Annotated in this window: 23 protein-coding genes and 1 pseudogene; 13 read left to right on the top strand and 11 right to left on the bottom strand. The window is 67.9% G+C overall.

The window, feature by feature from the left end:
- Positions 1-8: 8 nt before the first annotated feature.
- Both rng and ACFFGH_RS14190 read right to left on the bottom strand, forming a co-directional pair.
- Entirely contained in the window at positions 9-1,496 is a 1,488-nt protein-coding gene (gene rng, locus ACFFGH_RS14195) for a ribonuclease G (protein ID WP_386669319.1), read from the bottom strand.
- Positions 1,497-1,553: 57 nt separating this feature from the next.
- Complete coding sequence (locus ACFFGH_RS14190; protein ID WP_386669317.1) at positions 1,554-2,138, bottom strand: Maf family protein; 585 nt, start codon at positions 2,136-2,138, stop codon at positions 1,554-1,556.
- A gap of 118 nt (positions 2,139-2,256) precedes the next feature.
- On the opposite strand from ACFFGH_RS14190, the gene ACFFGH_RS14185 reads away from it, so the two are divergent.
- The 4 genes from ACFFGH_RS14185 (at position 2,257) to ACFFGH_RS14170 (ending at position 5,279) form a co-directional block, all read left to right on the top strand.
- A complete protein-coding gene (locus tag ACFFGH_RS14185) occupies positions 2,257-3,000 on the top strand; it encodes an SIMPL domain-containing protein (RefSeq protein ID WP_386669315.1) in 744 nt (247 codons plus the stop codon).
- 3 nt (positions 3,001-3,003) lie between these two features.
- A complete protein-coding gene (locus ACFFGH_RS14180) occupies positions 3,004-3,213 on the top strand; it encodes a hypothetical protein (RefSeq protein ID WP_386669313.1) in 210 nt (69 codons plus the stop codon).
- Between the two features lie 431 nt (positions 3,214-3,644).
- Positions 3,645-4,334 (top strand): energy transducer TonB, encoded by a 690-nt coding sequence (locus ACFFGH_RS14175; protein ID WP_386669312.1) that lies wholly within the window; start codon positions 3,645-3,647, stop codon positions 4,332-4,334.
- Between the two features lie 225 nt (positions 4,335-4,559).
- Positions 4,560-5,279, top strand: a complete 720-nt coding sequence (locus ACFFGH_RS14170) for a hypothetical protein (RefSeq protein ID WP_386669310.1) — start codon at positions 4,560-4,562, stop codon at positions 5,277-5,279.
- Positions 5,280-5,409: 130 nt separating this feature from the next.
- On the opposite strand, the gene rlmH is transcribed toward ACFFGH_RS14170, so the two are convergent.
- The gene (gene rlmH / locus ACFFGH_RS14165; protein ID WP_386669308.1) at positions 5,410-5,880 is read right to left on the bottom strand and encodes a 23S rRNA (pseudouridine(1915)-N(3))-methyltransferase RlmH; all 471 of its coding nucleotides are present in this window, start codon (positions 5,878-5,880) and stop codon (positions 5,410-5,412) included.
- 105 nt (positions 5,881-5,985) lie between these two features.
- Between rlmH and ACFFGH_RS14160 the strand changes: the two genes are divergently transcribed.
- Positions 5,986-7,527, top strand: coding sequence for an alkaline phosphatase PhoX (locus ACFFGH_RS14160; protein WP_386669306.1), 1,542 nt, complete (start codon positions 5,986-5,988; stop codon positions 7,525-7,527).
- 281 nt (positions 7,528-7,808) lie between these two features.
- Here the strand turns inward: ACFFGH_RS14160 and rsfS are convergent.
- From rsfS to leuS, 5 genes and pseudogenes are all read right to left on the bottom strand, one after another.
- A pseudogene (gene rsfS / locus ACFFGH_RS14155) lies at positions 7,809-8,222 on the bottom strand (ribosome silencing factor); the annotation flags it as partial.
- A gap of 30 nt (positions 8,223-8,252) precedes the next feature.
- Entirely contained in the window at positions 8,253-8,942 is a 690-nt protein-coding gene (gene nadD / locus ACFFGH_RS14150) for a nicotinate-nucleotide adenylyltransferase (protein ID WP_386669304.1), read from the bottom strand.
- Positions 8,942-9,994, bottom strand: coding sequence for a DNA polymerase III subunit delta (gene holA / locus ACFFGH_RS14145; RefSeq protein ID WP_386669302.1), 1,053 nt, complete (start codon positions 9,992-9,994; stop codon positions 8,942-8,944). Before holA ends, nadD begins: the two co-directional genes overlap by 1 nt.
- Positions 9,995-9,996: 2 nt before the next feature.
- Positions 9,997-10,539 (bottom strand): LPS-assembly lipoprotein LptE, encoded by a 543-nt coding sequence (locus ACFFGH_RS14140; protein WP_386669300.1) that lies wholly within the window; start codon positions 10,537-10,539, stop codon positions 9,997-9,999.
- 37 nt (positions 10,540-10,576) lie between these two features.
- Entirely contained in the window at positions 10,577-13,339 is a 2,763-nt protein-coding gene (gene leuS / locus ACFFGH_RS14135) for a leucine--tRNA ligase (RefSeq protein WP_386670216.1), read from the bottom strand.
- A gap of 188 nt (positions 13,340-13,527) precedes the next feature.
- On the opposite strand from leuS, the gene ACFFGH_RS14130 reads away from it, so the two are divergent.
- The 3 genes from ACFFGH_RS14130 (at position 13,528) to ACFFGH_RS14120 (ending at position 16,913) form a co-directional block, all read left to right on the top strand.
- Positions 13,528-15,222 carry a sensor domain-containing diguanylate cyclase gene (locus ACFFGH_RS14130; protein ID WP_386669298.1) on the top strand — a complete coding sequence of 565 codons (1,695 nt, stop codon included), beginning with the start codon at positions 13,528-13,530 and terminating at the stop codon, positions 15,220-15,222.
- An 84-nt stretch (positions 15,223-15,306) separates the two neighbouring features.
- The gene (locus ACFFGH_RS14125) at positions 15,307-16,665 is read left to right on the top strand and encodes a metal-dependent hydrolase family protein (RefSeq protein WP_386669296.1); all 1,359 of its coding nucleotides are present in this window, start codon (positions 15,307-15,309) and stop codon (positions 16,663-16,665) included.
- Positions 16,662-16,913, top strand: a complete 252-nt coding sequence (locus ACFFGH_RS14120; protein WP_386669294.1) for an SWEET family sugar transporter — start codon at positions 16,662-16,664, stop codon at positions 16,911-16,913. The genes ACFFGH_RS14125 and ACFFGH_RS14120 overlap by 4 nt, the downstream gene beginning before the upstream one ends.
- A gap of 36 nt (positions 16,914-16,949) precedes the next feature.
- On the opposite strand, the gene ACFFGH_RS14115 is transcribed toward ACFFGH_RS14120, so the two are convergent.
- Positions 16,950-17,552, bottom strand: coding sequence for a DUF998 domain-containing protein (locus ACFFGH_RS14115; protein WP_386669292.1), 603 nt, complete (start codon positions 17,550-17,552; stop codon positions 16,950-16,952).
- 150 nt (positions 17,553-17,702) lie between these two features.
- On the opposite strand from ACFFGH_RS14115, the gene trxA reads away from it, so the two are divergent.
- From trxA to ACFFGH_RS14090, 5 genes are all read left to right on the top strand, one after another.
- Positions 17,703-18,569: a thioredoxin gene (trxA, locus tag ACFFGH_RS14110; protein WP_386669290.1), complete on the top strand. Its 867-nt coding sequence runs from the start codon at positions 17,703-17,705 to the stop codon at positions 18,567-18,569.
- Positions 18,570-18,646: 77 nt separating this feature from the next.
- Positions 18,647-19,096 carry a DUF4442 domain-containing protein gene (locus ACFFGH_RS14105; protein WP_386669288.1) on the top strand — a complete coding sequence of 150 codons (450 nt, stop codon included), beginning with the start codon at positions 18,647-18,649 and terminating at the stop codon, positions 19,094-19,096.
- Between the two features lie 129 nt (positions 19,097-19,225).
- The gene (locus tag ACFFGH_RS14100; RefSeq protein ID WP_386669286.1) at positions 19,226-21,265 is read left to right on the top strand and encodes a bifunctional serine/threonine-protein kinase/formylglycine-generating enzyme family protein; all 2,040 of its coding nucleotides are present in this window, start codon (positions 19,226-19,228) and stop codon (positions 21,263-21,265) included.
- 162 nt (positions 21,266-21,427) lie between these two features.
- Positions 21,428-22,105 (top strand): DUF502 domain-containing protein, encoded by a 678-nt coding sequence (locus tag ACFFGH_RS14095; RefSeq protein ID WP_386669284.1) that lies wholly within the window; start codon positions 21,428-21,430, stop codon positions 22,103-22,105.
- A 238-nt stretch (positions 22,106-22,343) separates the two neighbouring features.
- Positions 22,344-24,185 carry a DUF885 domain-containing protein gene (locus tag ACFFGH_RS14090; RefSeq protein ID WP_386669282.1) on the top strand — a complete coding sequence of 614 codons (1,842 nt, stop codon included), beginning with the start codon at positions 22,344-22,346 and terminating at the stop codon, positions 24,183-24,185.
- Between the two features lie 231 nt (positions 24,186-24,416).
- On the opposite strand, the gene ACFFGH_RS14085 is transcribed toward ACFFGH_RS14090, so the two are convergent.
- Complete coding sequence (locus tag ACFFGH_RS14085; RefSeq protein ID WP_386669280.1) at positions 24,417-24,734, bottom strand: hypothetical protein; 318 nt, start codon at positions 24,732-24,734, stop codon at positions 24,417-24,419.
- Between the two features lie 237 nt (positions 24,735-24,971).
- Positions 24,972-26,300: a DEAD/DEAH box helicase gene (locus ACFFGH_RS14080; protein WP_386669278.1), complete on the bottom strand. Its 1,329-nt coding sequence runs from the start codon at positions 26,298-26,300 to the stop codon at positions 24,972-24,974.
- Positions 26,301-26,607: the final 307 nt, after the last annotated feature.

The raw sequence follows: 26,607 nt of genomic DNA, 5'->3' as shown, positions 1-26,607 counted from the left end.
TGCCCGCCCTAGAGCAGCACGACATCGAACTGCTCCTGGGCGTACTGCTCGTCGGCCTGGAAGCGGATCGACTTGCCGATGAACTCCTCGAGCTCGGCCACCGCGGCCGACTCGTCCTCGGTGATGCGCGCGACCACCTTCGGCGATGCGATCACGAGCAGCCGCTGCGCATCGAACTGGCGCACCTGCCGCACGATTTCACGGAAGACTTCGTACGTGATCGTTTCAGGCGTCTTCAGCGTGCCACGACCGGCGCACTCGTGGCAGGGCTCGCTGAGCTGCCGCTCCAGACTCTCGGTCGTTCGCTTGCGCGTCATCTCGACCAGGCCCAGCGGCGAAAAATCGTAGACCGTGGTCTTGGCATGATCGCGTGCGAGCGCTTTTTCGAGCTGACGCAGCACCTGCCGCTTGTGCTCGGCATCGGTCATGTCGATGAAGTCGATAATGATGATGCCGCCTAGATTGCGGAGCCGAAGCTGACGCGCGACCGACTGCGCAGCCTCGAGGTTCGTTCTGTAGACAGTTTCCTCAAGATTGCGCTGACCGAGGAATGAACCGGTGTTGATGTCGACCGTCGTCATCGCTTCGGTCTGGTCGATCACGAGGTAACCGCCCGACTTCAGCGGCACCTGCTTCTGCAGCGCGCGCTGGATCTCGTCCTCGACGCCGTACAGGTCGAAGATCGGGCGGGCCCCGGCGTAATGCTCGATCTTCTCCGCTAGCCCGGGCATGTACTGCGCGGCGAACGCTTTCAGCCGGTCGCTGGTCTCGCGCGAGTCGACCTTGACCTTCTCGACATCGCGCCGTATCAGATCGCGCACCGCGCGCAGCGGCAGGCTCAGATCCTCGTAAACGCATCCACCAACGCGCGCGCTCACCGAGCGCTCCTCGATCAGTGCCCAGACGCGGTTGAGGTAGGCGATGTCTTCGGCAAGCGCTTCCTCGGGTTGGCTTTCGGCGTTCGTGCGCACGATGTAACCCAGGTACGCACCCGCCGGCGCAAGCGCAGCAACCAGCGTTTTCAGGCGGCTGCGCTCGGCCTCGTTCTCGATGCGCGCGGACACGCCGATGACGCGCGTTCGCGGCAGCAGCACCAGATAGCGCGAGGGAATGCTGAGCTGCGTGGTCAGCCGCGCGCCCTTGCTGCCGATCGGATCCTTGACGACCTGGACGATGATGTCCTGGCCTTCGCGCAGCAGCTCGGCGATTGGCCGGGTCGGCTGCGGCGGCAGCGGCGCCTCGTCGCTTTCACCCTCGGGCACCGGCGCCGGTTTGATGATGTCGGCCGCATGCAGGAACGCCGCGCGCTCCAGCCCGATATCGACGAACGCGGCCTGCATGCCCGGCATAACGCGCTGGACCTTGCCCTTGTAGATGTTGCCCACCACGCCGCGGCGCCAGCCGCGCTCGATGTGCAGCTCCTGCAGCATGCCGTTTTCGACGACGGCCACGCGCGTTTCGCGCGGCGTGACGTTGACCAGGATCTCTTCAGTCATGCGGCCCCGCTATTGCGGTCGATGCCGCTTCGGCGGTCGGCCGTGTGGATCGCGTGCTCATGCCGGCTCGGCCTCCGCGTGCGGACCAAGCCCGGCATCGCCGAGCAGCTTCGCGGTTTCATAAAGCGGCAGGCCCATCACGCCGGAATAGCTGCCGGTAAGTCGGCGGATGAATGCCTCGGCCGCGCCCTGGATCGCGTATGCCCCCGCCTTACCCTCGAACTCGCCGGTAGCGACGTAACCGGCGATCTGGGCCGGGGTCAGAACGGCAAACGTCACTTCGGACACGGCCAGCGCATGCGTCACGCGCACGCGGCCGGCCAGCGTGACCGCGGTGATCACGTGGTGCGTGCGCCCGGACAGCTCGGCCAGCATCTCGAGCGCGTCCTGACCGTCACGAGGCTTGCCGAACACGCGCCCGCCGAGCGCGACCTCCGTGTCCGAGCCGATCACGAGCGCGTCGTCCTCGGCCTGGCGTAGCCCGGCTTCGGCCTTTTCCATGGCGACACGACGCACGTAATCGAACACCGGTTCGTCGACGCCGCGCACCTCGGGTACGTCGACATCGAGCACTTCGAACTCGACGCCCAGTCGGGCCAGCAGTTCGCGGCGGCGTGGAGATTTCGAGGCAAGGTAGAGCATCGGCGGAAGCATAACCTGCGCTGACTCCACGCCCGAGCATGCACCTTTCGTAACCCCGTCAGGGCTCACGGCCCGTTCACCGGACGGGCCAGACCCTTCCATCACCTTCGGAGTGCCTATGTTCCGGTTGCCAAAGCCGCTGCACCGCCTCGTCCTCGCCATTGCACTCGGAGTTACCGCCATGAGTTCCGCCCAGGCACAGGCGCCCTCGGGCACTGCGGTCCCGACCACCGACGGCACGCTGCTGTCGGTGTCCGCGCAGGCCGAGGTGCGACGCGCACCCGACATCGCGACGATCTCGACCGGCGTCGTCACCCAGGCCGGCGACGCGAATGCCGCGATGCGCGACAACGCCGAGCAGATGCGGAAGGTCGTTGCGGCCATCCGGGCCGCCGGCATCGAGGCACGCGACATCCAGACCAGCGGGATCAACCTCAACCCGCAGTATCGCTACGCCGAGAACGCGCCGCCGACGATCACCGGCTACCAGGCCAGCAACAACGTGACGCTGACCGTGCGCGACCTGTCGCGGCTGGGGAAGATCCTCGATGCGCTGGTTGCGACCGGCGCGAACCAGATCAACGGCCCGAGCTTCGACATCGCCGACCGCGACTCGGCACTCGACGAGGCGCGGCGCGGTGCGCTCGAAAAAGCCCAGGCCCGTGCCCGCATGTATGCCGAAGCGCTCGGCATGCGGGTGCGCCGGATCGTGAGCATCAGCGAAGGCGGACGCATCGATATCCCTGGCCCGGTACCGATGGCCGACATGCGCATGGAAAAAGCGATGGCCGACACGCCGGTGTCACCGGGCGAGAACGTGCTGGCGAAGAACATCGACGTTGTATTCGAACTTGGCAGGTAATCGATGAACTCCCCTGATAAATCCACCACCCCGCCCGTCGATCCGCGCCCGGGCGCGAACCCCGGCTATGACGACGCGAACCCCCGCAGCAAGGAGGACGTGCCGCAGCATCTGGAAGACGCGCGCGGTGCGGAGTTCGGCCACCTGCCGAATCCCGAGGCCGGTGGGTTGAACCGCAACCCCACAGTAACGCCGAACCCCACCGACGAGTGATCAGGGCGGATGCATGCGGGCCGGCAACGGCCGCATGCGTTGCGGGTGCCGCGTTGGAGCGGCCATCCGCGCGGCGGCGCCGCCATCCGCGGCGCCGTGCTGCTGACAGCGTCGAGCGCGGGGCCGCGTGCGCCAGCACCGCCTTGCCTCGTGCGCAGGAAGCTGTGCTTTTTTCCTGCGGCGTGAGGCATAGGACGTATTGATCCTGGAGCGGCGTGCATGACTGGGGTGAGTCGCCCGCCTTGAAAGCGCCTGCCGCGGCGCTGCTGCGTCGCCTGTCAATGCCAACGCCACGAGCTGCATGCGGCGACGGCGATCTCAGTCCTCGGCGCGCCACTGACTCGCTTTCAATTCAAAATTCTTTTGTCCGCCTCAACCCCGCCGCGTCCGCTCGCGCGTTCGAGTCTGCACACGACCCGCGGAGGTGTTGCATGGCCCAGACGCTGTTCTTCCCGACCCGTTCCATCCGTTCCGCTCGGGCGCTCGACGCCACACGCATCGGCGCCGGATGCGGCGCAATCGCGTTGAACGCATTGGTGATGTTGCTGCTGCTCGTGCCGATTGCACCGCGCATCGCCGACGAGGCTCCACGCGACGAGCTGGAGGTCGTCGAGATCCGCCGCCTCGAGCCGCGACCCGTACCGCCGCCCGAGCCTCAGCCTGTCGAGACCCGACCGACCCAATCCTCCCCGGTGCCCGACCCCCGGCCGCGCATCGCCGTGCCTGCATTCGAAACGACGCCCGCTGCGATCGGTGACATCCACGCGGAGATCGGCGATGTCGAGGGCGTGCCGCCTGCCGACGCCGTGCAAGAAAGCGGCGGCACCGGTGATCTGCCCACGGCCGGGGCCGCGCTGCGCGCGCTCACAGCTCCGCCACCGCCGTATCCGCGCGATGCACTGCGCAAGCGGCTGCAGGGGACGGTGGTGCTCGATGTGCACGTCGATATCGACGGCAATCCGGTCGAGGTTGCGGTGGCGACCAGCAGCGGCCATCACGCACTCGACCGGGCAGCGCAGCGGCACGTGCAGCGCGCCTGGCGTTTCCAGCCGGCGATGCGCGACGGTCGCGCCGTGCCTGCGCTGGGGAGGGTGCCGGTCGCGTTCGTGCTCGAACACTAACCGGAGCGCATGACCGACTGCCGCTGGCGTGCTGGCGGCGGTCTGCGTGTCGACTTCGCCCGGGCCGCGCTTGGCCGGGATGACGCGTTCGCGCATGGCACGGGTTCAGCATGGGCTTTGCGTCGCACACTTACGAGAGAACTGCGACGGCGAACACCCTGCATTCGATGTCGCCGTTCCCGAATCACGCGCACCGCGATTCGGTTCCGAGAACGATCGCCCACGATGGCCGCGACGCTCCACATCGTTCCGGCGCCCATGCTTTCGTTCCGTTTCGTCGCCGCCTTCGCGGCAGTGCTCATCACCGCGCCTGCGGTCGTGTCGGCCGCCGGTAGTGCGACGCCTGCGGACACGCGGCCGGCCGAAGCCATGGTCGAGTACGACGCGACGCAGCAGGCGTTGCAGGTGAGCGGCCCGATGGGCCCGCGCTTCGAGGCGCGCGTGCGCGCGATGCTCGACTCGCATCCGGACGTGCGGCGGCTGATCGTGCGCAGCCCCGGCGGCACCCGGCGCCAGGCGCTGCACGTGGCCAGGCTCGTCAATGCACGCGGCATCAGCATCCGCGTCGCCGGTCAGTGCGCGAGCGCCTGCGCGTTGATGTGGGCCGCCGCCGACGCACGCGAGATGACCGCCGATTCGCGCCTGGGCCTGCACCAGAGCCGCCTCGACGGCCCGCTGATGTTCCCTGAGGCGATGACGCAGCAGATCAACGCGGACAACGACCGCGAAACCGACGCGGTGCTGCGCGCCGCCGGTTTTCCCGAACACGTCGTCGCACGGGGCAGCGCCACGCCGGCGGCGTCGATGAGCTGGTTCGACGCGCACGAACTGCAGCGCGAAGGCGTGCCGTTCGCGCTGCACCCGCCGACGAGCCTAGCGGCACCGGCGCTCGCGACCGCACAAGCCGCCGACGGCTCGCCGGCTGAGGCATCGATGCAGCGGTAACGCATCACCGCGGGGCGATCGTCCCGGAGGTTCGTACGGTTAGCGCCGACGCTCCGCGCGGCCGGACGACCCGCCGCGACGCCGCCGATTCCTGCAACAGCAGCGCCCACCACGGCCTGGCTCTCGTTCGCTACGCGCGATGGTAGGGATGGTTCGCGAGCAGCGCGGCAGCGCGGTACAGCTGCTCGGCCGCGACCAGGCGCACGAGCATGTGCGGCAGCGTCAGCGGCCCGAGCGACCATGATTCGTCGGCACGCGCGAGCACATCCGGCGCATGTCCCTCCGGGCCGCCGATCAGCAAGGCAAGGTCACGCCCCTGCGTCCGCCAGTGTTCCAGCCGCTGTGCAAGCTGCTCGGACGACCACGACCTTCCGCGACCGTCGAGCGCTACGATCGTGGCCTGCTTTGGCAGCGCGGCCAGCACGCGCGCGCCTTCGTCGCTGGTCGCGCGCACGGCATCGCGCCCCTTGCCGCGCAGGCCAGGCTCGATCTCGACAAGCTCCATCGGGAGCCAGTGCGACAGGCGCTTGCGGTACTCGCCAAACCCCTCGGCCACCCAGGCCGGCGCACGTTCGCCGACGGCGATCAGCTTCGCTTTCATGGCGCCATCCTAGCTGCCGCCACTCCGGCTGACATCGCAGCGTCATACGGCGGTTATGCAGCGCGCCTACGGTCGCGACTCCCCCAGCCCGCAGGAGCCGCAACAATGGCAGAACTCGACCTCTCCCGCCGCCAGGTGCTGAAAGGCAGCGCAGCCGCGATGGCCGTTGGCGCGATCGGCAGCCTCGGTGGCCTGTACGCGAACCAGGCACTCGCCGCGACCGGCGACCCGACGCGCATGGCGCCGATCCCGAGCCCGTACGGCCCGCTCGCGCCAGTTGCGGACCAGACCACCGGCCTGCCGCTGCTGCAGTTGCCGAACGGCTTCAGCTACCAGTCGTTCGGCTGGACCGGCGACCTGATGTCCGACGGCCAGCCCTGCCCGGGCCGCCACGACGGCATGGCGGTCATGAGCGCCCATGGCCGTGGCCGGGCGCCGCTGATCCTGCGCGGCCGGGGGCGCGGCGCCGAGATGGTGCTGATCCGCAACCACGAGGTCGGCGCCGGCAGGCCGATCCTTGCCCCGGGCATGTACGACACCGGTGACCTCGGCAACGGCGCGCGCGCGGGCGGCGGCACCACCACGCTGTACTGGCGCGACGGCGAGTTCCGCGGGATGGAGGCCAGCCTCGGCGGCACGCTCGTCAACTGCGCCGGCGGCCCGACGCCGTGGGGCACCTGGCTGAGCTGCGAGGAGATCAAGACCGATGCGGTGTCCAGCACCGGCCGCAGGCATGGCTACGTGTTCGAAGTGCATCCCGATACCGAACGCACGACCGGCCGCCCACTGGTGCAGCTGGGACGTTTCAGCCACGAAGCCGTCGCGATCGATCCGCGCACGGGCGTGGTCTACCTGACCGAGGACGACCGCAACAAGTCCGCGCTGTACCGCTTCATTCCGAACGACCGCGGCGGCCGTCCGGGCTCACTAGAGAACGGCGGCCGCCTGCAGGCCGCGCGCGCGCGCGGCCGCCCGAATGCCGACCTCACGATGGCGACGATCGGCACCGAAGTCGCGCTCGAATGGGTCGACATCGCCGATCCGGACCTCGGCACCGTCCAGGCGCCCGCCGGCTTTCCGGATGTCTCGGCCACCGACACGCTCAGCGGCCCGTTCGCGCAGGCCTGGAGCGAGGGCGCGCTGCGAATGGCCCGTGGCGAAGGCATCTGGTACGCGAACGGGCGGATGTTCATCGTCGACACGGCGACCGGCATGGATGCGACCGGCCGCAGGGGTCGCGGCAACGGCGCGGTCTGGGTGCTCGACCTCGAATCGCAGCGCATGCGCGCGCTGTTCGTCAGCGGAAACCAGCTGGCTGCGCACAACCCGGACAACGTGACCGTCAGCCCGCGCGGCGGCGTGGTGCTGTGCGAGGACGGCGGCGAAAGCCCCGACGTCTACGGGCCGGGTTCGCGCCTGATCGGGCTCACCCGCGGCGGCGAGTCGTTCTACTTCGCGAAGAACAACATCGCGCTTACCGCCGGCGACATCGCGCGCGCCGGCAAGTCGGTGCCGGAAGGCGACCACCGCGACAGCGAGTTCTGCGGCGCCTGCTGGGATCCGTCGGGCCGCACGCTGTTCGTCAACGTGCAGACGCCCGGCATCACGCTGGCGATTTCCGGCCCGTGGCTGCACGGACCGCTCTAACGCACGGCGGTCCTGCCAGCGGCTGAGGACGGCAACGGCGGGCACGACCAATCGGCCTGCCGTTGCCGGCATCCGATTCCACGAAAGGCATTACGCCGGGGCGTAGCAGCCGCTGCGACCCATCCAACACCCAACCGTCCAGCGGAAGCAAAAACGGCGCCCCAAGGCGCCGTTTTCTGCTGTAACAGACCCGGACTCGCGCTTCAGCGCTGCCGGTCGCCCTCGTCGCCGAACTCGAACTCGTCCGAATCCTCGAAATCACCGGCCGATCCGCGCGGGCCGCGGCTCTCGTCGCCGTACTCGTCGATGCTGTCCGGCGGCTGGTCGCCCACGGTCCACAGGCGCTCGAGCGCATAGAACTCGCGCACGCGCGGCAGCATGATGTGGACGATCACATCGCCCAGATCGACGAGCACCCATTCGGCCTCGCGCTCGCCTTCCACGCCGAGCGGCATGACGTCGAGTTTCTTCGAGAACTTGATGACCTCGTCGGCAATGGACTTCACATGCCGGGTCGAAGTGCCCGAGGCGATCACCATGTAGTCGGTGACGCTGCTCTTGCCACGCACGTCGATCTCGACGACATCCTTTGCCTTGAGGTTCTCGACCGCGTCGTGGACCGTCTTGAGCAGGGTATCGAGCGCCGGTGGCGGGCTCGGCATTTGGGTCTTGATGACGTGGGCTTGGCTGGTCAAGGTCAGGCTCGAACGAACGGATGACGGAGATTATAGCGGGGCCGATGCTGCGCCCTCGGCTGCATAGAGCCGGTGATGAACGATGTACTCCGCAACGGACGCCGGCACCAGTGCCTGCCAGTCGCCGCCGGCCGCTATCGCCTGCCGCACCTGCGTGGCCGAGGCCGCTATCAGCGGCTGGTGCAGCCGCAGTACCGCACCCGATAGTCGTGTCCTCAGCCGCTGCGGATCCGCGGTCTCGCGAGCGGCGAGTTCAGCCGCAAGCTCCGCTGCCAGCCCGGCCGCCAGGTCGCTGCCCGGGCGCTCGGCAACGACGAAATGCGCCAGCCCGAACAGCGCGCGCCACTGCTTCCACTGCGGAAGGCCGGCAAAACTGTCGGCGCCGAGCAGCAATGCAACCGGCCGCGACTGCGGCGCCCGCGCGCGCAACTCGCGCAGCGTGTCGACGGTGTAGGAACGTCCGGACCGCACGAGCTCGCGCCGGTCGACGACCAGACCGGGCTCGGACGAAACGGCAAGATCGAGCATGTTCGCCCGGTGCCCGGCGTTCGCGCCTGGCAGTGAGCGATGCGGCGGGTCGGCGGCCGGCATCAGATTGACGACGGTGTCCAGCCGGTCGCGTGCGCTGCGCGCGATCGCGAGGTGGCCATGGTGCACCGGGTCGAACGTGCCGCCGTACAGCAGCAGCAACTCGTCGGCGCGGGCCTCGCCGGACGCCATCAACCTGCAATCAGGCGCATCGCCTTCGTGTCGGCCAACGCGAGCAGCAGGCGTTCGAGCGCAACCCAGGCGTCGGCCGGCTCCTGACCGATCCGCGGCCGGCCCTTGGCGATGCGATCCACACGCCCGGCCTCGGCCACCAGCGCGTCCCATCGCGCCGGGCCGTGACGCTGCAGCGCGCGCTTGTACATCGGCTGCTTGGTGTCCCAGATGCGCAGCGCCTTGAACTCGGCTGCCAGGTTGCCACCGCGCTCCTGCACGCGCGCAAGCGTCGCGCCGCGCTGCAGCTCCATCACCACCATGCCGAGAAGTGCGGGCACCGCCTCGCCCTCGGCACGCAGGTTCGCGAGCATGCGCGAGACCTGTGCGCCCTGCCCGTTCATGGCTGCATCGATCACCCGGAATACGTCGAAGCGCGCAGCGTCCGCAACGAGCTCCTCCATGCGCGCGACGTCCAGCACTTCACCTTCGGCGAGCAGCGCCAGCTTGTCGATTTCCTGCGCGGCGGCCAGCAGATTGCCTTCGACGCGATCGGCCAGGCATTGCACGGCCGCGTGTTCGGCCTTGACGCCGCGCATGCGCAGCCGCTGTTCGATCCAGCCGGGCAACTCGTGCGGCTTGACCGGCCATGCCACCGCGATCTGACCGACGCGGCCGATCGCCTCGCTCCACTTGCCGCCGTGCTGGCGGCTCCATTCGCCTGCGGTCACGAGCAGCGTCACGTCCGACGGAGGCGACTCGCAGAAGTCGACGATGACCTGCGCGCCTTCCTTGCCCGGCTTCCCGCTGGGCAGGCGCAGTTCCAGCAGGCGCCGGCTCGCGAACAGGCTCGGCGCGCGAAAGCTCGCCGACATCGCACCCCAGTCCGGCTCGCGCTGGTTGCCTTCGGCCTCGAATACTTCGCGCTCGGTGAAGCCCTCGCGCCGCGCGGCCGCGCGAACCGCGTCGGCCGCTTCGAGCACACGCAGCGGCTCGGCGCCGGCAATCAGGTATGCGGGCCGCAGCGGGCCGGTCCGGAGCTGCGAGACCAGCTGTTCCGGCTTGAGTTCCATGCTCAGGGCGACGGCACGACCGGCGTTCCCTCGACCGCCGGCGCCGGCGCGACCGCGAGTTCGGTCACCGCATCGATGCGACGCAGCACCGAGGCGGCCATCTCGCGCCGCAGCTCACGTACGAGGATCTCGCGCTCGCCTTCGGTGCCAATCGAATTGACGGGATTGGAGATGTAGTCGCGCGAGAGTTCGATCACCTGCTGCGGCACGATCACGCTGCCATCCGCGCGGCGCAGCTCGAAGACCACTGCGTAGCGCAGGCTGAACTCCACCGAACGGCCGAACTCGTCGACGCTTGCCGGCGTGTCCGCCCAGCGCTCGGACAGCAGGTCCAGCACCGCGGTCTCGGTGTCGCCGGCCTCCGCGGGCACTGCGCCAGCGCTCTCGAGCGCCTGTGCAAGGGTGTCGGCCAGTGGGCTGTAGCGGTCAGCCGCCACCACGCGCACCGGGCCGAGGTCCGGCGGCAGCGACAGCGCACTGCGCAGGTGGAAACCGCAGGCCGACAAGGCCAGCACGAGGGCGACGGGAACGAAGCGACGGATCATGCGCGGAGTCTGGACGAGGCGGCGGCAGGCAGCAACATCAGCCGGCGACGATGTTGACGATCTTGCCGGGCACGACGATCACCTTGCGCACGCTTTGGCCTTCGAGGAACTTCGCGACGCCCGGTTCGGCGAGCGCAAGCCGTTCGGCCTCCTCCTTGGCGACGTTGACCGGCACCTCGATCGTGCCGCGCAGCTTTCCGTTGACCTGCACCGCAAGCGTCACCGCATCGCGCACGAGCGCGGCCGCGTCCGCCTGCGGGAACGGCACGTCCTCGAGCAGCGTTTCCGGGTTGCCGAGCGCCTGCCACAGCGCATGGCAGACATGCGGCGTGACCGGGTTGAGCAGCAGCACCATCGTCTGCAACACCTCGTGCCGCACCGCGCGCCCCTGGTCGCTCATGTCGTCGAACTTCGACACGGCGTTGAGCATTTCCATCAGCGCAGCGATCGCAGTGTTGAAGCTGTGGCGGCGCCCGTAATCGTCGCCGACCTTCTGGATCGTCTCGTGCAGCTGGCGTCGGAGCGTCTTCTGCGAGGGGGTGAGCAGCGAGGCGTCGACCTCGGGATGGTCGGGCTGCAGCACATGCGTGTTCACTTCACGCCAGAAGCGGCGCAGGAAGCGCGCCATGCCTTCGACGCCGGCCTCGTTCCACTCCAGCGACTGCTCCGGCGGCGCGGCGAACATCGAGAACAGCCGCACTGTGTCGGCCCCGAACCTGCCGACCATGATCTGCGGGTCGACACCGTTGTTCTTGGACTTGGACATCTTCTCGATGCCGCCGATGACGACCGGCTCGCCATCGGACTTCAGCGTCGCGCCGGTGATGCGGCCACGCTCGTCGCGCTGGATTTCCACGTCGGCCGGGTTGATCCAGTCCTTCGCGCCGTTGTCCTTCTCGCGATAGAACGTTTCGGCGATCACCATGCCCTGGGTCAGCAGGTTCGTCGCCGGTTCGTCGGAGCTGACGAAGCCCTGGTCGCGCAGCAGCTTGTGATAGAAGCGGAAGTACAGCAGGTGCAGGATCGCGTGCTCGATGCCACCGATGTACTGGTCGACCGGCAGCCAGTAGCGCGCGCGTTCGTCGACCTGCGTGGGCGCGCCTGGCGAGGTGTAGCGCGCGTAGTACCAGCTCGACTCCATGAACGTGTCGAACGTGTCGGTCTCGCGCTCGGCGGCTGCGCCGCAGGACGGGCAGAAGGTCTTGCGCCATTCGGGGTCGGATTTGATCGGCGAGTTGACGCCGCTGAAGGCGACGTCTTCCGGCAGCAGCACCGGCAGCTGGTCTTCCGGCACCGGGACGGCACCGCAGCCTTCGCAGTAGATGACCGGGATCGGACAGCCCCAGTAACGCTGGCGGCTCACGCCCCAGTCGCGCAGGCGGTAGTTCACGCGGCGCTGGCCGCGGCCTTCGGCTTCGAAGCGCGACGCCAGTGCCTCGAACGCCTGCTCGAATTCCATGCCGTCGAACTCGCCCGAGTTCACCAGCCAGCCGCGCTCGGTGTACGCGCCTTCTTCCTGGATGCGGCGCTCGAAGTCGGTGAACACGTCCACCGCCATGCGGGTGTCGTACGCATCGATCGATGCCTGGTCGCCGAGCGCCGTGCTCATCGCATCGCTTGGGGCGTTCAGGTCGTGCTGCACCTCGGCGATCGCGTCGCGTACGTCGGTCGGCACCACCACCATGCGGATCGGCAGCTGGTAGGTGCGCGCAAATTCCCAGTCGCGCTCGTCGTGGCCGGGCACGGCCATCACCGCGCCGGTGCCGTAGTTCATCAGCACGAAGTTCGCGACGAAGACGGGCAGCTGCTCGCCGGTGACCGGATGCACGGCGCGCAGGCCGGTATCGCGGCCGCGCTTGGTCTGCGTTTCGAGCTCAGCCTCGGACACGCCGCCCTGGCGCAGCTCGGCGATGAACTCGGCCAGCAGCGCGTCGCTCTTGGCCGCATGCAGCGCCAGCGGGTGCTCGGCGGCGACCGACACGAACGTCACGCCCATCAGCGTGTCCGGACGCGTGGTGAAGACGGTCAGCGGCTCGAGCGCGCTGCCGTCAGCGTCGACCACGTCGAAGCGGATCTCCAGGCCTTCGCTGCGCCCGATCCAGTTGCGCTGCATCGTCTTGACCGCCTCGGGCCAGCCCGGCAGCGTGTCCAGGCCGTCCAGCAGCTCCTGCGCGTAATCGGTGATCTTCAGGAACCACTGCGGGATTTCGCGTTTTTCGACGATCGCGCCGGTGCGCCAGCCGCGGCCATCGATCACCTGCTCGTTCGCGAGCACGGTCTGGTCCACCGGGTCCCAGTTGACCACCGAGTTCCGGCGGTACGCGAGCCCCTGCTGCATCAGGCGCACGAACATGCGCTGTTCGTGCACGTAGTACTCGGGGCGGCAGGTCGCGAACTCGCGCGACCAGTCGATCGCATAGCCCAGCTGCTTGAGCTGCGCCTTCATGTGCTCGATGTTCGCGTAGGTCCACTTCGCCGGCGCGGTGTTGTTCTTGATCGCCGCGTTTTCCGCCGGCAGGCCGAACGCATCCCAGCCCATCGGCTGCAGCACGTTGTGGCCCGTCATGCGCTTGTAGCGGCTGATCACGTCGCCGATCGTGTAGTTGCGCACGTGGCCCATGTGCAGCGCGCCCGACGGGTACGGCAACATCGACAGGCAGTAGTACTTCGGCTTGGCCGAGGACTCGTCGACCTCGAATGCACGGGTCGCGTCCCAGTAGCGCTGGGCAGCCGCCTCGACCCCACGGGGGTCGTAGGTGCGCGGGTCGGTGGTCGGGGACTCGGTCGAACTGGCTTCGATGGACACGGCGGGCGGCGGCGAAAACGGGACCGGGAAGCCTACCGCAGTGCACAAAACGCCGCCATTCAGGCGTCGCCGGAGGCGGTTCTGAGACGGCTGGCACGTGGGATGCAGGGAAGCCAGGCGCAGACTTCGCGCCCCTGGCCACAAAGGCCGGGCCAAACGCTCGCGCTTCACCCCATACCGCCATGACGCTGACCGAACGACTAGTCAAATTCCGGACATCCGCTTTCCTGCTGGCAGTCGTCCTGCTTGCGGGCGTCGGTTTTTCGGCGATCTGGGGGATCGTGGAGTTCTCGAAGGCGGCCAAGTGGATCGAGCACTCCTACGAGGTGCTCGCCAAGAACGAAGAGGTGAAGGCGAGCCTGCGCGCGACCGAGTCCGCCGCCCGGGCCTACCGCCTGACCGCTGCGCAGCCGCAATACGCCGAGTACCTGCGCACCGTCCCGCTGGTGACGATCAACACCGGCGAACTGGTACGCATGGTCGCCGACAGCCCCGAGCGCACTGCGCTTGCCGTCGAGCTGCGCAGGGTGGCCCTCGAGCGGCTGGACGAGCTGCAGTACCTAGTCGTGATACAGAACACCGAAGGCGCCGAACGGGCACGTGCGCTCACCGCGTCAAGCAACGGCCTGCGGCTGATGGATTCGTTCCTGGACGCGCATAACGCATTCGAATCCGCCGAACGCGCAGTGCTGGCCGAGCGCGAAGCGGGAACGCGCCGCACGGTGCCGATGCTGATCGGGTTCGTCGCGTCCGGCACGTTGCTTGCGGTCGCCCTGCTCGGCCTGATGCTGGCCGGCCTGGCGCGGGAGAACCGTCGCGTGCGCGAGCTTGAACGGCAGGCGCGCGAGGCGATGCGCCAGCTCGAAGTGGCAGCGGTCCACCGCGACCGGCTGTCCGAACAGCGCCGCGCGCTCGGCGCCTATGCGGGCCTGCTGCAGAGCTGCCAGAACCTCGACGAAGTGATGACGCTGACTGCGAGTGCGACGGCCGAGCTGCTGCCCGCAGCCGGGGGGCGCTGCTACATGGTGCATCCCTCCCAGAACCTGCTCGAGTCCGCATCGTCCTTCGGCACGCCGTCATCTGCGAGCGAAGAACTGATGCAGCCCGACCAGTGCTGGGCCCTGCGCCGCGGCCAGGTTCACCGCACCGAGCCCGGCAACACCGGAATGCGCTGTGGCCACCTGGGCCCCGCCACCCACGCCGACGAGTGGACGGTCTGCGTACCGATGACCGCGCATGGCGTGACGCTGGGGCTGCTGCATGCCAGCGGGCGCGCCGACAGCATCGACCCGCACGCCGTTCGGGAGGCGCTCGAGCCGATAGCCGAGCAGCTGAGCCAGACGATCGCAAACCTGCAACTGCGCGAATCGCTGCGGGTGCAGTCGCTGCGTGACCCGCTGACCGGGCTCTACAACCGGCGTTATCTCGAGGAAAACCTCTACCGCGAGCTGCAGCGCTGCGAGCGACGTGAGCTGCCGGTCGCGGTGATGATGCTCGACGTGGACCACTTCAAGCGCTTCAACGACGAGAACGGCCATGCGGCCGGCGATGCGTTTCTCGCGCGTGTTGGCGAGGTGCTGCTCGACCTCACGCGCGGCGAGGACATCGCCTGCCGCTACGGCGGCGAGGAATTCACGCTCGTGCTGCCCGAGGCCACCCACGAAGTCGCACTGCGCCGAGGCGAACAGATCCGCGAGGCGATCGCCGGCATCAGCGTGGTGCACCTGCGGCGCGTGCTGGGGCCGGTGACGGTCTCGATCGGCGTTGCGTGCTTCCCGCAGCATGGCGGCAGCCCGGAGCGGTTACTCGCCGCGGCCGACAGTGCGCTGTACCGGGCGAAGGCCGAGGGTCGTGACCGCGTGGTCCTCACCGTCTGATTGCCGACTCTGGCGATTGCGCGAAGCGTCCGGCCCTTGCATTCCGTTGTGCTTCAATCGGGCCCTTGCCTGCTGGAGCTCCCCATGCGCACTGTCCGCCCCCTGATCGCCACCCTCGCCCTGTTCGCCGGTACTGCCAGCGCAACCGGTTCACCCCAGTCGGCCCCGGGTGTAGCCCCTGCTCCGGCCGCATCGGCGACCAAACCTGCCATGGCGCTGCATTGCGGCCGCCTGTTCGACGCGCGCGCCGGCCGAATGCTCGACGCCCGCACGGTCGTGGTCCGCGATGGGCGTATCGAGCAGGTGCTGCCGGGTCGGGCTGATGTGCCCGGCGCACAAGTGATCGACCTGTCCAGCCGCAGCTGCAGCCCGGGCTGGACCGACCTGCACGTGCACCTGGACGGCGAATCCAGCCCCGACAGCTATTCCGAAGGCTTCCGCCTCGACGACATCGACTTCGCCTACCGCTCGGTCGGCTACGCGAAGAAGACGCTCGATGCCGGGTTCACCAGCGTGCGCGACCTCGGCGGCACGGTGCAGCTGCACCTGCGTGATGCGATCAACCAGGGCCTGCTGCCGGGTCCGCGGATCTGGGCGGCGGGTAAATCGATCGCCACCACGGGCGGGCATGCCGACCCGACCAATGGCTACAACGAAGCGCTTTCCCATCTGATCGGTCCGCCGGGCCCGACCGAGGGCGTGATCAACTCGGTTGACGAAGCGCGTCAGGCTGTGCGCCAGCGATACAAGGAAGGCAGCGACCTGATCAAGATCACCGCGACCGGGGGCGTGCTCTCGTATGCCAAGTCCGCCGATGCTCCGCAGTTCACGCCTGAAGAGGCGCGCGCAATCGTCGAGACCGCGAAGGATTACGGCTTCCAGGTGGCGGCGCACGCCCATGGCACCGAGGGCATGAAGCGGGCGGTGCAGGCCGGCGTCACCAGCATCGAGCACGGCACCTACATGACCGACGAGGTCATGAGCCTGATGAAGAAGAAGGGCACCTGGTACGTGCCGACGATCTCGGCCGGCAAGTTCGTGGCGGAAAAGGCGAAGACCGAAGGGTACTTCCCGGAGGTCGTGCGGCCGAAGGCAGCGCGCATCGGCGGGCTGATCCAGCAGACCGCGGCGCAGGCGTACAAGAACGGCGTGAAGATCGGCTTCGGCACCGACATGGGCGTCGGCCCGCACGGCGAAAACGCGCGCGAGTTCATGTACCTGGTCGAAGCCGGCATGCCGCCGGCGCAGGCCCTGCAGACGGCGACGGTCAACGCCGCCGAAGTGCTGGGCGTCGACGATCAGGGCGTGATCGAGACCGGCAAGCGCGCCGACATCATCGCGATGCCCGGCAATCCGGTGGAAAACATCGAGGCCGTGATGGGCGTCGACTTCGTAATGAAGGACGGCAAGGTGTTCCGCCGTCCGGGCCAGGACGCACAATGACCGGAGAATGGTTGGGTTTCGTCGCGGCGACGCTGACCACGCTGGCGTTCGTCCCGCAGGCGGTCAAGACGATCCGCAGCCGTGACACGCGCGGCATTTCGCTCAGCATGTATGCGGTGTTTACGATCGGCGTCGGGTTCTGGCTCGGTTACGGACTGGTGCTCGACTCGTGGCCGATGATCCTCGCCAATACGGTCACGCTGCTGCTGTCGACCACGATCCTGGCGCTCAAGCTGCGCTACAAGTAGACGCAAACGGGGCGGGCGTTGTGCCCGCCCCTGCGGTCAGTGGGAAGCCGGGGCGTCTGCCGCCGACGTGCTGCGACGGCCAATCCAGTGGCCCGCCAGTGCGAGCAGCGCGAACCAGCCCGCAATGCCAAGGCGCTGCGCCAGGCCCACCGGCAGCATCGCCGTGCCGGCAATGACGATGATCGCCACGAGCAGCAGCGCCACCGCGAATGCGCGCGAGCGCAGCGCGAGCAGCAACGCGCCCGGCGCGAACGAGATCCACCACAGTGACCACGCGGTTGCATGCAGGCGGCTCGAGGCGGCATCCAGGTCCTCCACATCCAGCGGCAGTAGCCCCTGCGCTGCGAACGCGAGCGCCGACAACAGCAACAGGTGCGCACCGATGCGCGCCGGCCACCCCGTCCCGTCAAGCGCGCTGCGCAATTGCCACGTGCTCCAGGCCGCGAGCAGGCCGGGCAGGATCAGCGCGAGCACGTTGAACGCCAGCGCATGCGGAATGCCCTGTGCCCCTGCCAGCGCGACCGGATGCTGCGCATGCGAATACGCAGGCAGCGCGGCGCCGAAGCCCACCAGCGAAACCAGCCAGAGCAGGCCGGCCAGGACCGCGATCGCGCCGGCAGTGCCGCGTTGTGACCTCATCGTGCTGTCCCTCGTGCCCGGTAGAGAAACCAGCACACCATAACGCCCGCCAAGACGCGGTCGACACCGACGCTGACCCACCCTATGACCGACTTGCAATGCGGCGCATCGACCTCCATCTCGACGACCGTCGCCTTTTTGGAACCCGACATGACCGCTGCCGCCCTGCCCCACGTATTCGACGCAACCACCGCGACCTTCGAGGAGGAAGTGCTTCGAAAGTCGCTGCAGACGCCGGTCCTCGTCGACTTCTGGGCCGCCTGGTGCGGCCCGTGCAAGCAGCTCGGCCCGGTTCTCGAAAAGCTCGCGGGCGAGTTCAACGGCGCGTTCCTGCTTGCGAAGGTGGACGTGGACGCAGAGCCGCAACTGGCCGGCGCATTCCAGGTCCGCTCGATCCCGACTGTGTTCCTGGTCAAGGATGGGCAGCTCGTCGACGGGTTCCCCGGCGTGCTGCCCGAAGGCCAGCTGCGGCAGTTTCTCGCGCACCACGGCATCGAACCGGCGGCGGCGCCCGAACCGGTCGAGGCCGCACCCGAGCCCGCGCTCGACCCGCAAGCCGAGGTCGAACGCTTGCGCGGCGAATCCGCCGCGGCGCCTGATCAGGCCGAACTCAGGCTGGACCTCGCGCTGGCGCTGATCCGCATCGGAGAGACTGACGAGGCGCGGGCCCTGCTCGATGCCCTGCCAGCAAACCTCGCGACCGACGAACGCACCCATCGCGCCCGCGCGCAGCTGCAGTTCGGGTCGCTGCTGCGCGGCGCGCCGGCGGTGCCTGAACTTGAAGCGGCAATCGCGGCTGACGAAGCCAACCTGCGTGCACGGCACCTGCTCGGTGTGCACCACATCGTCTCCGGGCGCGCCGAGGACGGCCTCGAGCAGTTCCTGGAAATGCTCCGCCGTGATCGCAACTTCGACGACGGGCTGCCGCGCAAGGCGCTGATCGATGCGTTCCGCGTAATCGAGGACGCCGAGCTTGTCGGCCGTTACCGCCGCAAGATGGCGTCGCTGCTGTTCTAAGCGGCGCCGCCCCCGTGGCGCGTTGACAATACGCATGCGTATGGCAGGCTGTGCGCCCCGCAGCCGCTGCCGACGCCATGAATCCCGCCGTCTTCCGCCTGATCCTCAACCTCTGGCCACCGTTCCTGTTCGCCGGGATCCGCGTGACCGAGGTCGCCGAGCGCTACCGCCGCGCCCGGGTCGAACTGCGCATGCGACCCTGGAACCGGAACTACGTCGGCACGCACTTCGGCGGCAGCCTGTTCTCGATGACCGATCCGTTCTGGATGCTGCTGGTCCTGCAATCGCTCGGCCGCGACTACATCGTCTGGGACAAGGCCGGCGAGATCGAATTCGTGAAGCCCGGCCGCGGTACCGTCCGCGCCTGTTTCGAGCTTGACGAGACCGTTCTGGCTGAGCTGCGGGACTCGGCGGCCGACGGCAGCAAGGTGCTCCGCTGGTTCGACACCGACGTCGTCGATGCCGATGGCGACGTGGTCGCACGCGTTCGCAAGCAGCTCTACGTGCGGCGCAAGCGCGGTCGCTGAGGCGCCGCGCGCCGCCGATTCCGGCCGGCTGTCCCAAACCGCGTGTTTCATGAAGCGCACGCGACCCGACCGTGACACCGAATGCTCGGGTCTGGCGTTATCCTCGGGGCCGCCTGATGGGAAAGCCGAATGCCCGTGCACGTGAACAGCGATGACGCCTCGACGCAGTTGCCCGAGATCCAGGGCTACCGTCTGCTGCGTCTGATCAACCACGGGGGCATGTCGACGGTCTATCTAGGCGAGCAGCTGGCGCTGTCGCGCGAGGTGGCGATCAAGGTGATGATGCCGCAGGCGCTGGCCGACGAGGTCAGCCGCCGCCGCTTCGAGAACGAAGTCCGCACGATCGCGCGGCTCGAACACCCGAACGTCGTGCGCATCCACGAACTCGGGCGCACGCGCGACGGGCTGCCGTTCTACACCATGCCCTACCTCTCGCGCGGCCATCTCGGCCAGCGCAAGTTCGTCGACGAGCAAGGGATTCCGGACGAAGCGAAGGTGCGCGAGACCGCGCACGCGCTGTTCGCCGCACTCGAATACGCGCATTCGCGCGGTGTCGTGCATCGCGACGTCAAGGCCGAGAACGTGCTGTTCGACGAGGCCGAGCGACCACTACTCGCCGACTTCGGCATTGCGCTGCGCCGCGGTTTCGGCCCGCGCGTCACCGCCGCCGGCATGGCCGTCGGCAGCACCGCGTACATGGCGCCGGAGCAGGCGCGCGGCGAGGAGGTAGACGGCCGCGCCGATCTCTACAGCCTCGGCGTCGTGATCTGGGAAATGCTGACCGGCCAGCTTCCGTTCCGCGCCGCCGACGCATTGTCGATGGCGGTGATGCACGCCCAGGACCCGATTCCGAAGCTGCCGCCACACCTGCGCCACTGGCAGCGTTTCATGAACCGCGCGCTGGCGAAGAACCCTGACCAGCGCTTCCAGGACGTCACCCAGATGCGCGGCGCGATGGACGCCATTCGCCCGCGTCGCCAGTTCCCGCAGCTGATGCGCGTGACGGCGGCGTTGCGTAAGAAGCGCGTCGCACGCGCACTCGCGGTAGCCGCCGTGGCCAGCGCGATCGCTGTGACGGTCGGCACCAGCGTGGGCCTGTTCGATCGCTCCAGCGACGGCGAGTTCTTCCGGGCGGACACGCAGCCCGCCTCGCCCGCGGTCTCCCCGGCAGTTACCGTTCGTGCCGATCCCACCGAGGCGATGCTCGAGCCGCTGCCGGAAGCGCCGTTGCAGCGCACTCTTGAACGCGCACGCGCCCAGCTCGAGCAGCGCAAGCTCACCGCGCCCGAAGGTGACAACGCATATGCGACCGCGCTCGAGGCCTGGCATGCCGACAGCACGAACCCCGAAGTGCAGCAGGTCATCGCGGCGGTGACCGACGCAATCGCCGAGGAACTGGTGCGCAACCTCGGCGAAGGCAACGACACCCGCGCCCGCGACTACTACATGCGTGCGCAGAACCTCGCGCGTCAGACCGGCGGCACCGGCGCAGGCGCGCTCACGCGGCTGCAGGAGCGCACCACGCAAACGCTGCAGGCACGCATGGAAGACGCGGTCGAACGCTTCGACCGCAAGGCGGCCCAGCGCACGGCGCGGGTCGCGAAGGATTTCGGCCTGCCTGCCGCCGTTACCCGACGCTTCACGGCCCAGGCCGAGGAGATCCCGCGCCAGGGGCAGACCATGCCGGGCGACCCCGCGCGCGGCGTGTTTCGCGAGGGCGAGGACGGCGCGATCGTGATCGGCCGCCGCCCGGTGGACCGCGGCGACTACGGACGATTCGTCGAAGCCACACGCCGTGCCTCCAGCCTGTGCCGCGAGCGCGTATCACCGCTGCGCATGCTGGCCCCGCGCGACTGGAAATCGCCCGGGTTCGAGCAGGGTGCGAGCGACCCGGTGGTCTGCGTTTCGATGGCCGATGCTGAGGCTTATGCACGCTGGTACAGCGCGCAGACCGGCCACCGCTACCGGGTACCGACGGCGTCGGAAGCGCGTCAGGTCGCGTCGGACATCAGCGGCCGCAACGTGTCGCTGTGGCTTCGTGACTGCGGTCGTACCTGCGTGCAGCGCCAGGTCGGCGGCCCGTCATGGCGCAGCAAGCAGCTGATGCGCCCGCTGGACGCGGACCGCGGCTACGACGACGTCGGCTTCCGGCTGGTGCGCGAACTGTAAACACCGGCCCCGCGAGCGAGCCGTCGGCCACGGGGCTCGGTCGGCGTCAGCTCGGAAAATGGACCGGATGCGCCGGCACAGCCAAGCGGCAGCCAACCGCACCGCAGCCAGATCCCGGCAGCCGCCCGCCGGTGCAACTGTGCGGGCCCTACAATGCGCGCCATGCCCACGTCGACGATGCCCCGCGCCAGCCTGCAGCGGCTGTTCCTGACCGGTCTGCTGACCCTTCTTCCGATCTGGCTGACCTGGGTCGTGGTCAAGTTCGTGTTCGTACTGCTGTCCGACATCAGCCGGCCGATCATCCAGCCGGTGCTGCAGGGCTATGTCGAAACCGACGCACGGCTGATCTGGCTGGTGCAGCCCTGGGTGCTCAATGCATTCGCGTTGACCGCGACGCTCGCGGTCATCCTGCTGTCGGGAATCATGGCCCGCCGCGTGTTCGGCCAGCGCATGCTGCGCTGGTTCGAAGCGCTGGTCGCGCGTATTCCGTTTGCGAACATCATCTACGGCAGCGCACGGCAGTTGCTCGACATCCTGCAGACCAAGCCGGACGGCACGCAGCGCGTCGTACTCGTCGACTTTCCGCACACGGAGATGAAGTCGATCGGCTTCGTGACGCGCGTGCTGCGCGAGCACGGCACCGGGCGCGAACTGGCCGCGGTGTACGTGCCAACCACGCCGAACCCGACGTCCGGCTACCTCGAGATCGTCCCGGTCGAGAAGATCACGCCGACCGACTGGACAGTCGACCAGGCCATGAGCTTCATCATCTCCGGCGGCGCGGTTTCGCCGGAAACGATTCCGTTCTCGCCTCCGGGGCAGCCCGCGCCGGGCAGCTGACCGCTTTCATAGGGCGTCCAGACGACGCGGCGTTGCCAGCACGACCCTCGCCTGCCAAACGGGAGCATTCGAGTCCGAGGAAAGCGCCTGCTTGCTGTGTGCTGCGCTCCGACGGGCCCGGACCGATGCAGATCGGCAACCGCACGAAGTGCTTGACCGCGGCGCATGACCTCTGGCTCATGCCCTGACGACGCGCAAACGGCGAGGCTCGACGTCTGATTCCCGTCTGGAGATTGCGATGCCAGCTTTGCGTGCTTCCCGCTCCCTGCTTGCCCTTGCCTTGGCTGCGGCCGTCGCAGGCTGCGCCACTGCGCCTGCGGCCAATGACATGGGCTCCGCAGCGCCCGCCGCTGCGGCTACCGCATCGAAGTCCGATTCCGCCAAGGCCAAGCGCCTGCAGGCGCTGTACGACCAGTACTGGGAAGAGGTACTGCAGCTCAATCCGATCCAGGCCACCTTCCAGGGCGACCCGCGCTACAACGACCAGCTTCCGAACGTCTATTCGGCCGAATATCGCGAAAAATCCCGTGCGTTCACCCAGCGCTGGCTCGACACCGTCCAGGCGGTGGGCGACGAAGGCCTGACCGGCCAGGATCTGCTGAGCTATCAGATCTTCGTCCGCGACGCGAAAAACTCGCTCGAGTCCGAGAAGTTCCCCGGCTGGATGATGCCGATCAACCAGATGGGCAGCCTGCCGACACTCGCGGTGCAGTTCGGCTCGGGCACCGGCCCGCAGCCGTTCAAGACGGTCAAGGACTACGAGAACTGGCTCGCGCGCGCAGGCAAGCTGCCCGAGCTGTTCGACACCGCGATCGCGAACATGCGCGAAGGCATGAAAGCCGGCGTCGTGCAGCCGCGCGCACTGATGGTCAAGGTCGTGCCGCAGCTCGACGCACTGATCAAGGACAAGCCGGAACAGACGCTGTTCTGGGGGCCGATCGAGAACATGCCGAAGGAGTTCTCCGAAGCCGACCGCAAGCGTCTGACCGCCGCTTACCGCGATGTGATCGCCAAGCAGCTGATGCCCGCCTACCGCGAGCTGCGCACATTTATCCAGAAGGACTACCTGCCGGCCACGCGCCAGAGCGTCGGCGTCGACAAGCTCCCCGACGGAAAGCAGTGGTATGCGTTCAACGCGCGCAACAGCACGACCACGGACATGACCCCGGAGCAGATCCACGAGCTCGGGCTCAGCGAGGTCGCTCGCATCCATGGCGAGATCCGCAAGGTCATGGAGCAGGTCGGCTTCAAGGGTTCGCTGCAGGACTTCTTCAAGTTCATGCAGAACGATCCGCGTTTCAGCTTCAAGAACGAGGAAGACCTGCTGACGCAGTACCGTGCGCTCGAAGCCAAGGTCAACGAAAAGGTCTCCGAGCAGTTTTCGCTGATCCCGAAGGCGCCGTTTGAAATCCGCCCGGTCGAGGCCTTCCGTGCGAAGTCCGCGGCCGGTGGCGAATACCGCAGCCCGAGCGAGGACGGAACCCGTCCCGGCATCTTCTATGTCAACACGTACGACCTGCCGACCCGCAAGACCTGGGACGCGGAGGACCTGTACCTGCACGAGGCGATCCCGGGCCATCACTTCCAGATCGCCTTGCAGCAGGAGCTGACCAACCTGCCGAAGTTCCGCCGCTTCGGCGGCGAGACCGCATTCGCCGAGGGCTGGGGACTGTACGCCGAATCGCTGGGCAAGGACCTGGGCCTGTACACCGACCCCTACAACTACTTCGGCTATCTGCAGAACGAGCTGTGGCGCGCGATCCGCTTAGTGACCGACACCGGCTTGCACAGCAAGGACTGGACGCGCGACCAGGTCATCAAGTACATGCTCGACAACTCGGCTGAAAGCGAAACGCAGGCCACTGCCGAGGCCGAGCGCTACATCGCGTGGCCGGGCCAGGCGCTCGCCTACAAGATCGGCGAACTGAAGATCCAGGAGCTGCGTGAGCGTGCGGAGCGCGAGCTCGGAGACAAGTTCGACGTGCGCGAATTCCACGCCGAGGTCCTCAAGGACGGTGCGGTGCCGCTCGAGATCCTCGAAGGCAAGATCGACCGCTGGATCGCACGCCGCAAAGCCTGAGGCTCAGTGAGCCTGGTAAACCGCGGGGCCGGGAATTTCCGGCCCCGCGCATCGCGGAACGATGTACACCGGGTACTGCTGCGTAAGTGACAGCCCAGAAACGACTTCGGACCGGCAAGGCCGGTCCGAAGTCAGGCAACTCATCGGAGCAGGCGCCCACCGCAAGCGCCGCCGCGGTAGGCCACCTCTTTGACGGGCCGGAGGCGCGGACGCCCCCGGCGTTCGTCGTTATTACTCCTCGACGACCGGCGCGGCCTCGGCAGCGTCGTTCTCGTTCGGCATGTTGACGTCAACATCCGGCACGGACATCGTGGCCGGCTTCGTGCCGACGTCGACATCGACGTCCGGGACAGCGACCGTAGCCGCTTCCGTACCGACGTCCACATCGGCGGTTTCAACGTTGTATTCCGGCACCTCGCCTGCGGTCGCATCCACGTCCACGTCAGGCAGCTTGCCTTCTTCCGTCTTCTCGACGTTGCAGGCGGACAGGGACAGAACGGAGCCGAGGGCGACTGCCAGAGCGGCGGATTTCAGGATTGCCTTGTTCATGGTGGTGCTCCTTGTGAGCGTATGGCCGAGGCAATGTTCAGGTACCCCTTGTTGACGAAAGGTGACGAGACTGAACGGGCTTGGCTGCCGTTCAGAATTCCCGACCCGTCCCGCCTCGTGCCGTCAGGAAGGGCTGTCACCGCACCAAAAAAAGAAGGGGCCGGCAAGTGCCGGCCCCTTCCTTACGCTCTCTGCGCCGCCCGCTTGCGCGGGGCATTGCCGAAGCGATTCAACCAATCACGCGCGCGAGTCGCGGCGCCCGCCGAGGCCGGCACCTGCACCGCTGCGGTGCTGCTTCGGGCCTGCATGGGCGTGGGCACCTCGGATTGCCGGCTTCGCATGCGGGCGATGCGCGGGCTTTGCGGCGCCACGTCCACCTGCACGCTGTCCGCCACCGTTCTTCGGGATCGGTGCGTCGAGGCGGATCGGCCGGCTCGGCTCGAAGCCTTCGACGTTCTCGACCGACACGTCGACCTTCAGCAGACGCTGGATCTGACGCAGCAAACCGCCTTCGTCCGGAGCAACGAACGACAGCGCTTCACCCGATGCGCCGTTACGGCCGGTGCGGCCGATGCGGTGCACGTAGTCCTCGGCCACCATCGGCAGGTCGAAGTTGATGACCAGCGGCAGGTTCGGGATGTCGAGGCCGCGCGCGGCCACGTCGGTCGCGACCAGCACGCGTGCCTTGTTCGCCTTGAACGCGTTCAGTGCCTTCTGTCGCTGCGCCTGGCTCTTGTTGCCGTGGATCGCAACAGCCTTCAGGCCGGCCTCTTCAAGCTGCTCGGCCAAGCGGTTGCAACCATGCTTGGTGCGGCCGAACACGAGCACCTGGTCGGTGTGGCGATCGGTGAGGATCTGCACAAGAAGGTCACGCTTGCGGCCGGTTTCGACCGGGTGCACGCGATGCGCGATCGTCTCGGCAATCGTGTTGTTCGCCGCGACCTGCACCTGCACCGGATTGCGCATGAACTCCAGCGCGAGCTTCTTGATCTCGGTTTCAAACGTCGCCGAGAACAGCATCGTCTGCCGATCACGCGGCAGGCGCTGCAGGATGCGCTTGATCGCGGGCAGGAAGCCCATGTCGAGCATGCGGTCGGCTTCGTCGAGTACGAGGATCTCGATCTCGTCGAGCTTGGCGGTGCCGCGGTCGATGTGATCGATCAGGCGGCCCGGCGTGGCGACGAGCACGTCGACGCCGCGACGGAACATGTCGGTCTGCGGACCCATACCGGCGCCACCGTAGATCGCGCCGATGCTCATGCGCAGGTAACGCGCATAGCCACGCAGGCTTTCGCTGACCTGCACCGCGAGCTCGCGCGTCGGCACGAGGATCAGGGCGCGCGGCTTGCGAAAGCCATTGACCGGCGTGACCTTGGACAGGCGGTTCAGCAGCGGCAGGCCGAACGCGGCCGTCTTGCCGGTGCCCGTCTGTGCGCCGCCAAGCAGGTCGTCGCCTGCGAGTGCGTAGGGAATGGCCTCGACCTGGATCGGGGTCGGGGTCGTGTAGTTCTGTTCGGAAAGCGCGCGCAGCAGTGCGGGCCCAAGGCCGAGGGATTCAAACGTCATCTGGAACTCCAAGCTAATGAATTCGCGCCCGTGGGCACGAAGTAACTCGGAGCATTCCCTAGACCGCGCTGCGAGTAATCAATTGAACGCACCGGAGGCTCCGGTACGCGTCGGCGCGACGAAAGACGTGCGGGATGCAGGCGCACCCGGAACACCCGCATCGGTCACGATGCCCTCGTTGGAGGATTCGGGTGGCTGGCGATAGACCAGCATGGGAGCGACAGAAAACTCGGGAAACCGTACTCCTTGCGGAGCGGCAGCCGTGCGCTGAACGGGGCGGATGGTACGGCAAAGCGACCCCAGCCGC

It is taken from the genome of Lysobacter korlensis (assembly GCF_042434515.1).
This window is presented reverse-complemented; position numbering and strand designations above follow the sequence as displayed.